The sequence below is a fragment of the Vibrio sp. 10N.261.55.A7 genome (assembly GCF_002877365.1).
Taxonomy (GTDB): domain Bacteria; phylum Pseudomonadota; class Gammaproteobacteria; order Enterobacterales; family Vibrionaceae; genus Vibrio.
On the sequence record NZ_MCWZ01000113.1, the window covers coordinates 32900 to 48825 of the forward strand.

The following is a 15926-nucleotide window of genomic DNA, read 5'->3' on the forward strand; positions in this document are numbered from 1 at the left end:
AATTGCCTGATTTGCCGTTGGCTATTTTTTTGCTCGCAGTTTGCTCAATGTTCAAAATCTCGCATTCGACCACTGCAATTTTAGCCATCATAAGTACAATCATACTCTCTAATTATGTTTATTGAGAGTAAGACATGGCGATGGATTATAGCCAACGATTAACACCAGTCATTCGGCATTTGGAAAAGCACTACAACTCTCCTTTAAATTTAGAAGAAGTAGCAAAGCTAGCCTGCCTATCCCCCTACCATTTCCACCGAATATTTAAAGCCGTTACTGGCGAAACGCTCAATGATTATTTACGCCGTTTAAGGCTTGAACAAGTCGCCAATGAATTATTTTACAAAAAACCAGCAGTGACCAATGTTGCGCTTGAATTCGGCTTTTCAAGCTCACAAAGCCTTGCCAAAGCCTTCAAACAATACTTTAACCTTACGCCCAGCCAAATACGCGAGTGCGCAAGCATCAACGAAGTCTCTACCCTTTTGAAAAATAGCAAGATAGGACACTCGTTACGCAAGATTGGACACGCCACACCAAGCAACGATTCTTATAATTCTCCTAACCTAACAGCAAGGAGTAATAAGATGACTATAGAAAAAATGGAAATACAAACCTTTGAGCCTTCCAAGCTTGCTTATGTGCGTGTCAATGGCCCATATGGAGAGAATTATGAACCTGCTATGGGCAAGCTCTATAATTGGGCGGGACCCAATGGATTTGCGGGAAACACCAACATATTCATTTATCACGACAATCCCGAAATCACTCCAGATGAGAAGTGCCGTACCGATATATGTCTATTCGTGAATGACGACATTTCTTCGGAAAGCGGCATTGAAACCCAGGCTTTTCCTGGTGGGAAATATGGCGTAATGCGAACAACAATCACGGATAAATCTCAGTATTCATTAACTTGGGATCTTCTAATGTCTAAAATTGTCGATCAAGGCATTGAAAGTGACGATCGGCCGTGTTTTGAGCTTTATCATAGCTACGATCAGAAAACTGGCACCGCTGACGTGAGTTTTTGTACCGCTGTCCGATAGCAATCCATATCCCCCTTAGCACTTTGTCCGTCGCTCTATATTCCTCTCATAGAGCGACAATCCTTCCGTTAAATTCAATCATTTTATCTTGTGTCAGTATCGCAGTATTAAACTGGTTGAGCAGCTTCTACATCTCCATTATCTTTTCATTACAGTTGTACAGCACGCCCACAACCCATGGTTAACATCAGAAATCTAACGTATTTCACAATTATATATTTTCATAAAAACCAAGTGATTGATTTTAATTACAATTATATCAATATAATATCAAGCAAACGTTTCCATGAATAAAACATGATTGACACTCTTATTTTTGCCATCATAATCCTCGCGTTTGTCTGAAATTCGGTCAACGTGTTTACTGTTAACTAATGTGGAGAAGTATATGTCTGGTGATAATAACTACGGTCTAGGTCCTGTGCCTTTATCGGCAAGAAAGGGCATGCTGCCTTTAACCATGGTCATGCTAGGGCTTACTTTTTTCTCGGCAAGTATGTGGACAGGTGGTTCGCTTGGCACGGGCTTAACCTTCAACGACTTTTTCTTAGCGGTTCTGATCGGTAACCTCATTCTCGGTATTTATACCTCTGCACTTGGTTACATTGGCGCTTCGACAGGCCTGTCTACCCACCTTTTAGCGCGATTCTCTTTTGGCTCGAAAGGGTCATGGCTGCCATCCGCACTACTTGGTGGCACGCAAGTGGGTTGGTTTGGCGTGGGCGTCGCTATGTTTGCCATTCCAGTCCATATGGCGACAGGCATTGATACTAATACATTGATCATTGTTTCTGGCTTGTTAATGACAGCGACGGTTTACTTCGGCATTTCAGCACTGATGGTATTGTCTGCCATTGCCGTACCCGCAATAGCATTGCTCGGTGGCTTTTCAGTCTTCCAAGCAGTTGACAGTGTTGGGGGCGTGGCAGAGTTGAAAAAAATTCAGCCAGAGCAACCCATTGATTTCTCGATTGCACTCGCGATGGTTGTGGGTTCGTTTATCAGTGCAGGAACGCTAACCGCTGATTTTGTCCGCTTTGGCAAAAAGCCAGCGAGTGCCGTCCTAATTACTATGATTGCATTCTTCATCGGCAACTCGTTAATGTTCATTTTTGGTGCGGCTGGCGCTGCAGCAACGGGCCAATCAGACATCTCTGAAGTCATGATGGCTCAAGGCTTGCTGATTCCCGCGATCATCGTGCTAGGTCTGAACATCTGGACGACCAATGACAATGCGCTCTATGCCTCTGGTCTCGGTTTTTCGAACATCACAGGATTGCCAAGTAAATACCTTTCAATGGCGAATGGTGTGATTGGTACTTTGTGCGCGTTATGGTTATACAATAATTTTGTTGGCTGGCTAACGTTCTTATCTCTGGCCATTCCACCTATTGGTGGCGTCATCATTACCGACTTTATTCTCAATCGTAAGCGATACAAAAACTTTACTGAGGCCAAGTTCAAAACCATCAACTGGGCAGGCATTATTGCCGTCGCCATTGGCGTGTCAGCCGGACACTTTCTACCGGGAGTCGTCCCTATTAATGCTGTATTAGGCGGCGCATTAAGCTACATTGCATTAAACGCTCTATTTAACAAAGAAGCTCACACTGAAAAGTCCGTGGCGTAAGGAACAAGCATGACAACCCTATTGATTAGAAATGCGCGACTCAATAATGATGACAATTTTAGCCAAATTCTCATTGAGGACGGCGTCATTACTCGTATTCTCGCCAGTGATGAGTCGACTCCATCGGTTAGCCGAACCCTAGACGCAGATGGCGGCTTGGCGATAGCTCCTTTCTGTGAGCCACACATTCACCTGGACACCACTCAAACTGCGGGTGAGCCAAGCTGGAACATTTCTGGAACCTTGTTTGAAGGCATTGAACGCTGGTCTGAACGCAAAAAAACGTTGTCGATTGAGGATGTAAAGTCTCGCGCTAAGCAAACCTTGAAGTGGCAAATCGCCAATGGTGTGCAGCATGTGCGAACGCACGTTGATGTTTCTGACCCAACCCTAGTTGCGCTAAAAGCCATGATTGAAGTGCGCGAAGAGATGAAAGAGTGGATTGACATACAAATCGTCGCTTTTCCTCAAGAAGGCATTCTCTCTTATCCAAATGGCAAAGAGTTACTGGAAGAAGCTGTACAACTAGGCGCTGACGTAATTGGTGCAATTCCACATTTCGAGTTCACTCGTGAATATGGAGTTGAATCCCTCCATTATGTCTTTGACCTTGCTAGAAAATACGATCGTCTGATTGATGTTCACTGCGATGAAATCGATGATGAACAATCTCGATTTCTGGAGACACTCGCGGCACTCGCTCACAAGTTTGAGATGGGTGAGAAGGTCACCGCAAGCCACACGACAGCGATGGGCTCATACAACGGCGCCTATGCGTCACGTTTGTTTCGATTATTGAAAATGTCAGGCGTTAACTTTGTTGCGAACCCTTTAGTAAATATTCATCTACAAGGTCGATTTGATGATTATCCGAAGCGTCGTGGTGTCACTCGAGTGAAAGAAATGTTGGCTGCCAATATCAACGTCTGTTTCGGTCACGATGATGTGTTTGACCCTTGGTATCCGCTTGGCACAGCGAATATGCTTCAGGTTCTGCACATGGGGCTTCATGTCTGCCAAGTCATGGGATATGACCAGATCAACAACTCACTAGATCTGATAAGCACGAACTCAGCGAGAACACTTCATATTCAAGACCAGTATGGTATTGAGGAAGGCAAGGTTGGAAACCTTATCATTCTGCCAGCAGAAAATGGTTTCGATGCCGTCCGTCGTCAAGTGCCTGTTCGCTACTCTATCCGACAGGGCAAAGTGATCGCTGAAACAAAACCAGCGGAAACGATGATTACACTTGATGAAAGTGAACAGGTCACTTTCAAACGCTAATAATCAACTCACAAAAACAACAAAGGGAAATGATGCTAACTCTAACCAGAGGCATTCATTTCCCTTTTCCATAAAACCAGTTCTTTATTTGAACGATACTCAGCAAGAAAGTTTTAGAAAGGTACTTCCACCTGCATCATGACATCACGATCATATTTCTCATGCCATCGATAATCTAAACGCATTCTTGGCTGTCCTGACTTTTTGTCTCCAAATCCCACACTAAATTGCACTCCATGGCTCATCAACCATTCTTCAGCGCTCATGGAACTTAATTCATCTTCTAGGTGTTGAGGCATCCAAACCCCTAATCCAAAGTAGTTGCTCGAGATATTCTGTGTCATAAAAGGATCGGCTGCCGAGTTCAATACCCAGTCATCCCAATAAGAGCCTATCGTCGTAGGTTCGTCATTTAACACATTACTCAGCGCTAGCCATTGTTTTTGGGCATAATTTAGCGTTTCATCTACAGAAAAACACACACCAGTGGTATCACTCATGACTACTGAATCAACGCCATAATTAGGGGTTGGTTCAAAAAGGTGACACGCATTCACTCCAAAAGAAGTGAATACTAGCAACATCAAAGTTGCTTTTAAGCGTCCCATTCACTTACTCCGGTTACATCATACTTTGGTCGTATAATCTAATATACTGACAATTCTTTCAATAAAATCGCGACTTTTTGTGTGGTTAAACCTTCAATACTGGAAGCGTGAGCAAGTTTCGAGCGAATATCGGTACTGCGAATTTTCACCTTCTCAGGGCATGCTAAAACATTCCATTTCTCTAGAATCTCATCTGAGCGCGCAAATTGCCCAAACTTCAACAAATTGTCGGGGCCGATGACAAAGGTCAGTTCACTTTCAGGGAATTGCTTTTGCAGTGTTTCAAGTACCGAGAAGGTCGTGACTGGCTGGTTGGGAACAAATAATTGCTCTTCAACATCACTTCGAACGACGTTTTTAGTGGATAGCTCCTCTATAAACAGATCCACAAGCTGACAACGAATAGTGTAATCCAACATCTCTTTGCCCCACGCATGGGAAATACTTGGTACGAGCAACACTTGATCAAAATGCGCAAGCGACTCGATGACGCTTTTATGGCCAAGGCTTGGCGGATTAAACGCACTACCAAACACCGCTATTTTGCTCATTTAACATCCTATTCTTTAATGAAAACTCTTTTCTCAGTTTTCTCACTCAGTCTTTAAGGTATGATAATACTAAATAACCTGAGATCAGGTTAATAACTATTTAAACTTTATCGCTTGCAGGAAAGGTAAACTAATGGAACAGATAATTCGTGATGAGATGCGCGTACTCCCTTCAATTGACCCACTTTTTGAAATTTCGCGCCGTGTTGGATTCATAAAAACGAAGCTACAACAATCAGGTTGTAAGTCTCTAGTATTAGGGATCAGTGGTGGTGTGGATTCAACAACATGCGGTCGCTTAGCCCAACTAGCGGTTGATGAGCTTAACGAACAATCATCTGACAACGGCTATCAGTTCATTGCTGTTAGACTTCCATATGGAGTCCAAAAAGATGAAGACGAAGCACAATTAGCGCTATCATTTATCAAACCGACGCAATCTGTTTCTGTCGATATCAAACAAGGCGTTGACGGTATCCACGCGGCAACTCATATTGCTCTAGAAGGAACAGGCTTGCTGCCTCAGGAACAAGCTAAGATTGATTTTGTAAAAGGTAATGTCAAGGCCAGAGCACGTATGGTTGCTCAATATGAAATCGCCGGTTATGTCGGAGGCCTTGTCTTAGGGACTGACCACTCAGCGGAAAACATTACAGGTTTTTATACCAAGTTTGGTGACGGCGCCTGCGACCTAGCACCTTTATTTGGCTTAAGTAAGCGTCAAGTTCGTGAACTGGCAAATACATTGGGTGCGCCAGAGCTACTCGTTAAGAAAGTACCGACAGCCGACTTGGAAGAACTTGACCCACAAAAAGCTGACGAAACCGCCTTAGGATTAACGTACGATCAAATTGATGATTTCCTAGAAGGTAAGCCTGTCAGCAAGGAAGTTTCAGAACGCTTGATCGGCATTTACTCAGCAACTCAACATAAGCGCTTACCTATCCCAACCGTCTACGACTAATCGACTAATGTTTTCAATCGTATTGGTGAGCGCTTTCTTAAAGTGTTTACCAATACTCGAAACTAGTATAGAAAAACGCAGAACACTAATCTGACTTCAAATTTAGTACTAAATCCATACTAGCCCAATCGTTCAAACGAGTTTTGGCCGATTTATCCTACCTAAAAGCCCGAGTAAACTGTGCGTAATTTTCGTCCTTATGTATTGGACCTAGGAGCCATTGGATGGGCACTATCCTAAAAGATAAACAAGAGACAAGTCTTGATGGCTTGATTAAAACAAAGAAAGGACCACTCGTACTTCTATTTTTTGATGGTTACGACCTAAAAGCGCGAGAAGGTATCCTCGGAAATTGTTACTCCTTTGTTCACCACAGAACTCGCAATTTCAAGCGCGCTTTATTCAAACAGCAGTCACATACGGGGTTTTACTCAGCCTTCTTGGGATTAATCAAAAGTCTAGAGTCCATTGGTTGCGATGTTCGTATCAATGATTTCAACTTAGCCAAAAAACACCCAAGCTACCCTATCGGCATTGCAGGCTTCCCATCTGTACTAGACAACGTAACACTATGTAATCCCAAAATTTTTGGTCCAGGGGATTATGGTTTACCTGAAGAGGCCCATCGTGTGGTTAACGACCCCAGCTTTATTAAGCTGATTCAGCCTAGTGATTGGTTTTCGAATATTTACAAGCCATATTGTGGCGGTAAAACGATGTCTTGGTTTTCTGGGATTGATAGTGAAAAATTGGTAGACCTTTCGTGCCAACCAAAAGAGTTTGATTTTCTTATCTATGACAAAATCCATTGGAATAGAGCAAGTAAAGATAAACTAGTTATAAATAGAATAAAGGCGCACCTCGATAAACGCGGTCTTGCTTATAAAACCATACATTATGGTAAACACCGCTTCTCTGATTACCTTGAAGCACTGTCATCATCAAAGGCCCTTCTTTATGTCAATGAGCATGAAACTCAAGGTCTAGCCTATCAAGAAGCCTTAGCATCCAATATTCCCGTTTTAGCTTGGGATGAACAGAAAATCATCGACCCAAAGCTAGCTAAATACAATTCTTCTACGGTCAAGGCGTCATCTGTACCTTACTTCGATGACCGCTGCGGGATGAGATTTAAAATCGAACAGTTTGAATCAACTTGTGATGCTTTCATTTCGCAGTTATTCACGTTTAAGCCTAGGGAGTACATTCAATCTACTCTCTCATTAGAAATTGCTGGGAAACGCTACCTTTCAGAATATAAAACGATAATGAACAATTAGAAAGATAACCCTCGAACTAGTTGCTAGGTCATATCAGATACACGACGATCTAACTCTTGCTTCGTTAAGAAAAATTTCATCATATTTAAAGCGCAAACCACCAAAAATTTAACGGAGTATATTTTGGACAAAGAGATAAGTGAACGAATCTGGATAACACGATACTTCATGGTTATTGGGATAATCATACTGCATTTACCACCTTCACAACCTTTGAACGAAGTCATATCAGTATTCGATCACATAAAAGCATTTTTTACTCATGGCGTTTTTAGAGCGACCGTGCCTGTTTTAACAGTACTCTCGGGATACCTTGTCTTTCAATCAGGCTTATATTTGGAACCGGTTAAGTTAGTCTCTAAAAAAGTAAAAACCGTACTATTCCCACTGATTATTTGGAATATACCATTTGTAGTTGCAATCTACCTTTCTCAGCGCTATGGATTACTGTCCCATAATTTTAGCGATACTCTGTACCCCTTTGATGCATTGAGCTGGATAAACGCCTTAGTAGGATTATTCGAATCACCAGCTAATTACCCTTTGAATTTTCTACGTGATTTATTTGCTGTTTCATTGTTATCTCCCCTCTTTGGTTTTTTGTTAAAACGAATACCTTACTTGGGTTTGTGCCTTGTGCTCATCGTCTACTACTTTAATTTAGAAGGTCCTTTTGTTCTTCGTAATGGCATGTTAGTAAGCTTTTATCTAGGTGGATTGGCAGCAAAGCAGTCTTGGTCGCTTACTTCCCTAGACAAATATGCTAAACATCTTCTTTTCATCTTTTTGGCATTTTGCATTGGTATTGTTACCTTCAAAATCACCAATTTGGAGCTTTTCAGATTACTATCACCGTTTTTAATCTGGCCTGCAATGTCACTCGTCAAACAAACTAAAGCTCATGGTTTTCTCAAATCTAACTGTCGCTTTAGTTTTGTCACCTTTCTCGCGCACGGGCCAATAATATTGATTTTGTGGATTGTTTTCCAAAAGTTACCTATAGAGCTTCCCTATTACATCTATTGGGTATTCGCTCCAATCATTACGGTTCTGTTGTGTATATCACTCGTTAAACCGTTTAAAAAACTCTTGCCTAACTTTTCATCTGTGATACTGGGGGGGCGATAGGTATTGTTAAACGCAATATTTTATTAACGGCTCAGTTCCAATGGAATAAGCAAAGATTGCTTTTGCAGGCAAAGACTAGTCTCAGAGGGTGAGCATGCACATACCATCCTTTCTAAGACTAAATAACTAGATCACCTTTAATGTTAATCGACTTTACTTTGTTAAATATTTCTAAAAGAACAGACTGATTAATCGTTTCCCGCATAGATAGTAGGTTCCCCATATACTCAGACCTACTATCTATGATTCGCCTCTTAGATAGACCTTTAGTTTTACTTCAACTAGTGCATTTACCATACTTTTTCCATAACACCATTCTCAAGTACGACTTTATAACTAACAAATCCTATTATCCGAAAGTCTAAAATTCATTCTTTATTCCACTGCCTTGATAACTGCAAATTACTAAACTAGCAGCACATTTCTAGCCACGAAATAAATGAGATCGTGACTAGCCAAGGAAGAACTGTACGGAAGCTGAGAACCATAACTCATGGGCGGTAGCGTGCAGGAAAGCAAATGGAATAAGACTATGAGTCAATCTGGGTTAATACGTTCACATGAGACAGGCTTTGCATTTCTTTATCGCATTGCCGATGTTTGCATCATCTTTTCTCTATTGCTTTTCATTGGGCATTTCTACCTTCCTACCTTTACGAAAGACTATTTGTTAATCGGCGCATTAGGGGCACTACTGTTCTTGCTGTTCGGTGAAACAATTAACCTTTATCGTTCATGGAGAACCACGTCATTAAGTGACCACGTGGTGACCACATTCAGCTGTTGGTTAATCTGTGGGATTACGATCGTCACAGTTATCTATTTTACAGGAACCAGTGACCAGTTCTCGCGTGTCGTACTAGGCAGTTGGTTTGTAGCTGCTCCTTTGACACTCGTTACATGGCGCAGTGTCATTCGCATCACTCTTAATTCGCTAAGACATGTAGGCTATAACGCAAGGCGTGCCATTATCGTTGGCCATACGTCCCAAGGAATAAGCCTAGCGAATGAACTCGTCAACCGCCCATACCACGGCGTTAAGTTTGAAGGGTTTTACGATGAGCGAAATGCCTTTCGTTCTGATTCTGAAAATGACTACCCAATCTTAGGTAACGTTCAAGATGCCCTAGATCAAGCGAAAAGTGGTGCAGTAGATTATGTGTACATCGCGATGCCAATGCATGCGAATGAGCGTATAGCCAAATTCCTAAACCAGTTTTCCGACACGACAGCCAATACTTATCTTGTTCCGGACTTTTTCACATACAATCTGCTGCACTCTCGCTGGGACCAAGTCGGACACGTACAAACACTAAGTGTGTTCGATACACCATTTATTGGTATTGCATCATGGGTTAAACGCTTAGAAGACATCATATTATCTTCGATTATTGTCACTTTGATTTCTCCAGTGCTAATCGCCATTGCTATTGCCGTGAAGGCAACATCGAAAGGTCCTGTCATATTTAAGCAAGACCGCTACGGACTAGATGGCCGAAAAATCAAGGTTTGGAAATTCCGCTCTATGAGTACTATGGAGCAAGGAAAAGATGTCAAACAAGCAACAAAAAACGACCCGAGAATCACACCTTTAGGTAGCTTCTTACGCCGTACTTCTCTAGATGAACTACCACAGTTCTTCAATGTACTAGGCGGAACAATGTCTATTGTTGGCCCTCGCCCTCATGCGGTAACTCACAATGAAGAATATCGCCAAATCGTAGATCGTTACATGTTGAGACACAAAGTTAAACCCGGGATCACCGGCTGGGCACAGGTTAATGGTTACCGCGGTGAAACTGACACACTAGACAAGATGGAAAAGCGCGTAGAGTTTGACCTTGCCTATATTCATCACTGGTCAGTATGGATGGACATCAAAATTGTATTTTTGACCATATTCAAAGGATTTACTGGCAAGAATGCTTATTAGTCAGTTGGCAACTTTATGATACGGATATCTACACATATGAAGAAAGTTCTGACCTTCGCTGTATTAACTGGCGTTCACTTCACGTTGATGGCGAATCCTATAAATTTTGATTTTAATGAATTTAGAGACTCACCCTTCACACCGATTATTCATATTGATACTGGCTATAACGACAATTTAACCCGAGAAGCTTCTAGCCAAGCTGCTATCGACTCTACATTTGTAAAGGTCATGCCGGGCATTGCCTATACATACAAACCTTCAGCAAGTCGTTTTAGTATTCTATATACCATTGATGCCGGTCATTATTTCAGTAGCAGTGAAGATAACTATACGGATCATTATTTAGAAACGAATAACTTATTCAGCTTCAATGCTAGAAACAACCTATCACTCATTTATTCCTACCACTCAACGCATGAAGAACGTGGAACCGAGTTAAGTGAAGGTGTACTCGCAAGCCTTAACCTCGAAGAGCCAGTTAGCTATGACATACACGATGTGGCAGCAGGATATACATACGGCTCAAAAAATGCGTCTGGCCAGATAAAAGCCGGTATTGGTTACCAAAACAAAAGCTACAACAATTTCCGACTTTACACTTCTGGAAATAGTGAGTTTGGTAGCCAGTTCAGTGACTATTCAGCAAACCTCTACTCTGCGGCATTTATCTATCGCGTAAGAGCATCAACGAAAATGGTGTTTTCGCTAGAAAGAAATGACAAACAATACCAATACGCGCATTCCTCTAACCCAAGTCGTGACAATGTAAACGACTATTACTCAATTGGTACTCTTTGGGATATTTCCGAGAAAACATATGGAGAATTGTCAGTTGGACTACAAAACAAAGATTTTAGTTCTAAGAACCGAAGTGATTTCACAGGTTTAAGCTGGAAAGTTAAAACAGGTTGGTTACCACAACGCCACACAAAGCTTTCATTAATCGCGTCTCTATCAGCCGAAGATCCTGACCAGTTTGGTGACTATGTGAATGAAACCATCGCAAATCTAAGTTGGAAACAAGGGTGGTTTGAGCGCTTTTCTACAACGATTCTAATGGGTTGGGAGAATGATGATTTCACAGCAAGCAATCAAGCTGGAAGCCGAGTAGATGACACATATTTGTACAAATTAGACATGAACTATCAATTCAGCCACATTATCAATTTCGGCGTCTACCTATCATCGGAAGACAAAGACTCGAACCGAGACATATACCGTTATAAGCAGCGGTTGATTGGACTCTATACAAAAATTGAACTGTAACTATGAAGATATTTATTCATCTACTCATTATTGCGACTAGCGCGCTCTATTCATCCTTTGGCTTCTCTAGCGATAGTAACTACGTGTTAGGTGCTGGAGATAAAATACAAATCCACGTTTATGGCGAACCGGAGCTTTCTTTCAAAGAGTTGTTTATCAGCTCAGATGGTGTATTCGACTACCCATATCTTGGTCAAATTCGAGCACTAAATAAAACCACACAACAATTAAAGAATGAAATCACATCAGGCTTGAAAGGCGACTACCTAATCGAGCCTAAGATCATGGTAAGTGTTCTGTCATTCAGAAAGATCTACATTAACGGTGAGGTAAAAAATCCTGGCGGATACGAGTATCAGCCTGGCCTTACGGTTAATAAAGCTATTGCATTGGCCGGTGGCTTTACCGATAGAGCAGCTAAAAATAGCATCACAATTACGAATAATGCCTCTGGCATCCAATCAGCTCAAATTAAGTTGAGCAAGAATGTACGTCCTGGTGACATTATTACGATCAAGGAAAGCTTTTTTTAAGCTAGCACTACATGAATAAAAACAACGAACATTTCAAAATAGAAGAAAGTGTCATTGATATCAGCCGCTATATCTCGGCATTGAAAAGACATTCTGTCGTCATTCTAACGCTAGCGCTGATTGTTGGAGCATTCACATATTTTGTAACCAAGCAAATGTCTCCCATTTATACCGCTACAGCGACAATTCTGATTGAAGCAAAAGCGAGCAAAGCGGTATCGATTGAAGAGATAGTCGGTATCGATTCTAGCAAACAAGAGTATTATCAAACGCAGTACGAGATCATGCGTTCTAATCACATTGCTGAAAAAGTGATTAAGCAATTCCAGCTGGGTAATAATCCAGAATTCAATGGAGAAGCCAGTTACTTTAGCATCCGAGGGTTTGTATTCCACTACATTTACGCATTTCGTAACTTGCTTATCCCACAAGATAACACTGCCGATAAGGCTGATGACTACAACCAGTCAATACAGACTCAACGCTTAGTTCTTAAAAACTTTAAAAGTAAACTTTCGATCATCCCTATTCGTAAAACTCAATTGGTCAACATCTCTTTTGAGTCATACAGCCCGGTTACATCAGCAACGTTGGCAAACGCAGTTGGACAAGCCTACATAGACAGTAATATCGAAGCTAGATTACTCATTAACCAAGAAGCGACGAATTGGATAACCGAAAAACTGGAAGAGCTCGCTTATAGCTTGAATATTTCTGAAGCTAAACTGACTCGCTTCCAAAAAGAGCAAGGCCTTGTTGATGCAAGAGGCATCGACTCACTACAAACAAACGAGTTGACCTACCTTACCACTCAAATTGCAAATGCTCGAGATCGTCGTCTAGCAGCAGAATCTTTGTATACAGTCCTAAAGCAAAATAGAAACCAAGATATTGCTAACTTATACGCTATCACTGAGATATCTAACCACCCTCAAATTCGCGATCTCAGGCTTAATGAAGCGGATCAAGAAAAACAAGTATCTCAATTAGCAAAGCGTTACGGCCCTAAGCATGACAAGATGATTCAAGCAAAAGCCGAGCTTAAATCAATTAGAGATCGTTCACTTCTTGTACTATCTCAGTTAGCAAAAGGAATAGAAAAAGAATATTCGGCTGCCAAACAGCAAGAGCAAGCTCTGCTCTCAGAGCTTGACAGTAAGAAGCTCGATTTCCAAGACCTTTCCTTAAAGCGCACTGAGTTTGAAAAGCTTGAGCGAGAAGTTCTTAATGATAGAAAACTCTACGACCTGTTCCTCACTCGCCAGAAAGAAACCTCTGTCACAAGTGACTACCAAGCAGCTGTTGCTCGTATTACTGACCATGCATTGATGCCGCTTAAACCCACTAAGCCTAGCAAACTCAAAATCGTTCTAATCGCCACGATACTGACTGTTATCGTTCTCTGTTCTATCGTTATTTTAAGAGAGTCTGTGCGTAACGACCTAGAGCTTGCTAGTGATATAGAAGAGAAAATTGGGTTATCACCTATTGGATCGGTGCCAAAACTCAAACGCTCATGGTTTTCTAAACCCAATCGAGAAGTTGAACGCTTTGCCATGACTGAAAACAGCGCTTTTTCTGAGGCCATTCGCTCCCTTCGTACCAGACTATTGCTCAACGCAGCAAATACCGGACGTAAATTATTTGCCATTACTTCTCCGCTTCCTGCTGAAGGTAAAAGCACAATGGCAACCAATTTAGCACTATCTCTAACAAAGATGGAGCGCGTCATCATAATTGATGCCGATCTTCGCCGACCTTCTCTAGGTAAACTATTTGGTTTATCCATGAGTCGCAGCGGTCTCAGTAATCATCTATTGCTCGATGAAGAGCTTGATGCTTGTATTTATTACGATAAAGAAACGGGCTTGTCGGTATTGCCTGCTGGTTTTATTCCCCCTAATCCTCAAGAGCTGTTAGGCAGTAAGAAATTTGAGCAGCTATTAGCCAAACTTGAGCAGCACTTTGACAAAATCATTATCGATTGCCCTCCAGCAATGGTCGTCAGTGATGCCTTGCTCATTGGTCACTTAACTCAGGCATTGATGCTTGTTGTTAAAGCTGGCTCAACCAAAACAAAACATGTAAGAAAAACACTCTCAGACATCTTGAACCACGATATTAAAATTGACGGTGTTATTTTAAATCAAAGTAAAGAGCCAAGCTCTCGTAAATCAACCGCCTATTACGCTAGCTACGCGTACAAAGCGAATTCTAAGTCTACTAAGCAGGGAGCATAGGCCTCTATGAACATATTAATCACCGGAGCGAGTGGCTTCATCGGTACTCACTTAATTCGCCAGCTCGTTGAAGAGAAGCACAAAGTCTTTGCTTTAGATATCTTGCCACCTCGTGAAACACATGCAGATGTTGAGTACATTACCGCTGATGTCCGTGACTTATCTCAATTATCGATAAACGATAAAATAGAACGCGTTTACAATTTCGCAGCCGTTCATACAACGCCTGGTCATGAAGACATAGAGTACTTTGATACTAACGTGTTTGGTGCATTGGAAGTGACCAAATACGCGAAACGCAATGATGTTAAAGAGATCATATTCACCAGTTCTATCTCCGTTTATGGGCCAAATGAAGAGAGTCGCAGTGAAGACTCACCACTCACTCCCAATTCCGCCTATGGATTCTCTAAAGCTCAAGCAGAAGTCATCCATCAGACGTGGGCACATGATGATCAAGAACGTAAGCTCACTATTGTGAGACCTGCCGTCGTATTTGGTGAGGGAGAAGGTGGCAACTTTACTCGACTAGCAACGGTTTTACGCAAGGGTTATTTCCCATTCCCAGGACGAAAAGACACGATCAAAGCATGCATCTACGTAAAAGAACTATTAGCTGCAATTGAATTTGTCCACGCATCACACTTCTCTGAGATGGCTCAACAAAACGTAGCGACGTTTAACGGTGCGTTTCCAACAAAGTACAATATTGAGCAAATCGTTGACACCTTTACTGAAGTTTCTTTTCCCAGCGTTAAAAAAATCTGTATTCCTAAACAGGTTATCTTTGGGGCTGCAAAGTTGATTGCCTGCTTTAAAGGCTTTGGTCTTGGAATAAACCCAGAACGAATCACTAAACTCGTTCGCTCGACTAATATAGATGCTGACTATTTGGCAAGTAACGGCTACACCTATCGCTACACCCTAAAAACGTCATTGAACGATTGGTCTGAACATACGTCGGGTAAGTACGATTAAATCGTACAAACTATAGAAGATGAATATAGTGGATACTAGCCAAGACATGCTCAATTTGGATCAGAAATATAAGCATCATCCAATGGCTGTCCGCTATGATTACTTTATTTCTACAGTAATCATGCTTTCCCTCCTATTGTGTGGCCTATATGGTTACATTGCTGTACTCATTTTTTTAATGGCAGGTCTTTTTCATTCCGTTTTTCGATTGAGGTATACGCTAGCCGCAATACAACAGTGTTATCCACTTTTCTTATTCTCTCTTATTGCCATTCTATCGACACTATGGTCTGATTTTCCAATGATGTCACTTAAGCGTGGCATTCAAATGTTCCTCACCACATTGATCTGTGTCTCACTTCTATACAGTGTTAAAAAAGAAGTGATTGTTTCAACGTTAACAATTAGCCTAATACTCGTGATTTTATGGGCACTAAGCTCTGATAAAACGGTAGTGATTTCATATACTGGGGAAG

Annotated in this window: 13 protein-coding genes and 1 pseudogene; 12 read left to right on the top strand and 2 right to left on the bottom strand. The window is 41.6% G+C overall.

Translation table 11 applies throughout. The annotated features are described in order from the left end of the window. The first annotated feature begins 134 nt into the window (after positions 1–134). From BCU12_RS08335 to BCU12_RS08345, 3 genes are all read left to right on the top strand, one after another. On the top strand, positions 135–1049 hold the full coding sequence (locus tag BCU12_RS08335) for an AraC family transcriptional regulator (RefSeq protein WP_102403875.1): 915 nt from the start codon (positions 135–137) through the stop codon (positions 1047–1049). A gap of 388 nt (positions 1050–1437) precedes the next feature. Then, on the top strand, positions 1438–2679 hold the full coding sequence (gene codB / locus BCU12_RS08340) for a cytosine permease (protein WP_102403876.1): 1242 nt from the start codon (positions 1438–1440) through the stop codon (positions 2677–2679). A 9-nt stretch (positions 2680–2688) separates the two neighbouring features. Beyond that, positions 2689–3966, top strand: coding sequence for a cytosine deaminase (locus BCU12_RS08345; protein WP_102403877.1), 1278 nt, complete (start codon positions 2689–2691; stop codon positions 3964–3966). Positions 3967–4079: 113 nt separating this feature from the next. Here the strand turns inward: BCU12_RS08345 and BCU12_RS08350 are convergent, their stop codons facing one another. Both BCU12_RS08350 and BCU12_RS08355 read right to left on the bottom strand, forming a co-directional pair. Beyond that, positions 4080–4574 carry a hypothetical protein gene (locus BCU12_RS08350; protein WP_102403878.1) on the bottom strand — a complete coding sequence of 165 codons (495 nt, stop codon included), beginning with the start codon at positions 4572–4574 and terminating at the stop codon, positions 4080–4082. Positions 4575–4612: 38 nt separating this feature from the next. Further along, positions 4613–5125, bottom strand: a complete 513-nt coding sequence (locus BCU12_RS08355) for a nicotinate-nicotinamide nucleotide adenylyltransferase (RefSeq protein ID WP_102403879.1) — start codon at positions 5123–5125, stop codon at positions 4613–4615. A gap of 133 nt (positions 5126–5258) precedes the next feature. On the opposite strand from BCU12_RS08355, the gene nadE reads away from it, so the two are divergent. From nadE to BCU12_RS23105, 9 genes and pseudogenes are all read left to right on the top strand, one after another. Further along, the gene (gene nadE / locus BCU12_RS08360; RefSeq protein WP_102403880.1) at positions 5259–6089 is read left to right on the top strand and encodes an ammonia-dependent NAD(+) synthetase; all 831 of its coding nucleotides are present in this window, start codon (positions 5259–5261) and stop codon (positions 6087–6089) included. Positions 6090–6313: 224 nt separating this feature from the next. Next, positions 6314–7369 (top strand): glycosyltransferase, encoded by a 1056-nt coding sequence (locus BCU12_RS08365; protein ID WP_102403881.1) that lies wholly within the window; start codon positions 6314–6316, stop codon positions 7367–7369. A gap of 123 nt (positions 7370–7492) precedes the next feature. Next, a complete protein-coding gene (locus BCU12_RS08370; protein WP_133153834.1) occupies positions 7493–8497 on the top strand; it encodes an acyltransferase family protein in 1005 nt (334 codons plus the stop codon). A gap of 532 nt (positions 8498–9029) precedes the next feature. Then, on the top strand, positions 9030–10430 hold the full coding sequence (locus tag BCU12_RS08375) for an undecaprenyl-phosphate glucose phosphotransferase (RefSeq protein ID WP_102403883.1): 1401 nt from the start codon (positions 9030–9032) through the stop codon (positions 10428–10430). Positions 10431–10466: 36 nt separating this feature from the next. Then, positions 10467–11699: an outer membrane beta-barrel protein gene (locus BCU12_RS08380; protein ID WP_206748375.1), complete on the top strand. Its 1233-nt coding sequence runs from the start codon at positions 10467–10469 to the stop codon at positions 11697–11699. A gap of 2 nt (positions 11700–11701) precedes the next feature. Next, positions 11702–12232, top strand: a complete 531-nt coding sequence (locus tag BCU12_RS08385; protein WP_102403885.1) for a polysaccharide biosynthesis/export family protein — start codon at positions 11702–11704, stop codon at positions 12230–12232. A gap of 11 nt (positions 12233–12243) precedes the next feature. Next, positions 12244–14472 (top strand): polysaccharide biosynthesis tyrosine autokinase, encoded by a 2229-nt coding sequence (locus BCU12_RS08390; protein WP_102403886.1) that lies wholly within the window; start codon positions 12244–12246, stop codon positions 14470–14472. A gap of 6 nt (positions 14473–14478) precedes the next feature. Continuing rightward, positions 14479–15450, top strand: coding sequence for an NAD(P)-dependent oxidoreductase (locus BCU12_RS08395; RefSeq protein ID WP_102403887.1), 972 nt, complete (start codon positions 14479–14481; stop codon positions 15448–15450). A 28-nt stretch (positions 15451–15478) separates the two neighbouring features. Beyond that, positions 15479–15926: pseudogene (locus tag BCU12_RS23105) on the top strand (O-antigen ligase family protein); the annotation flags it as partial.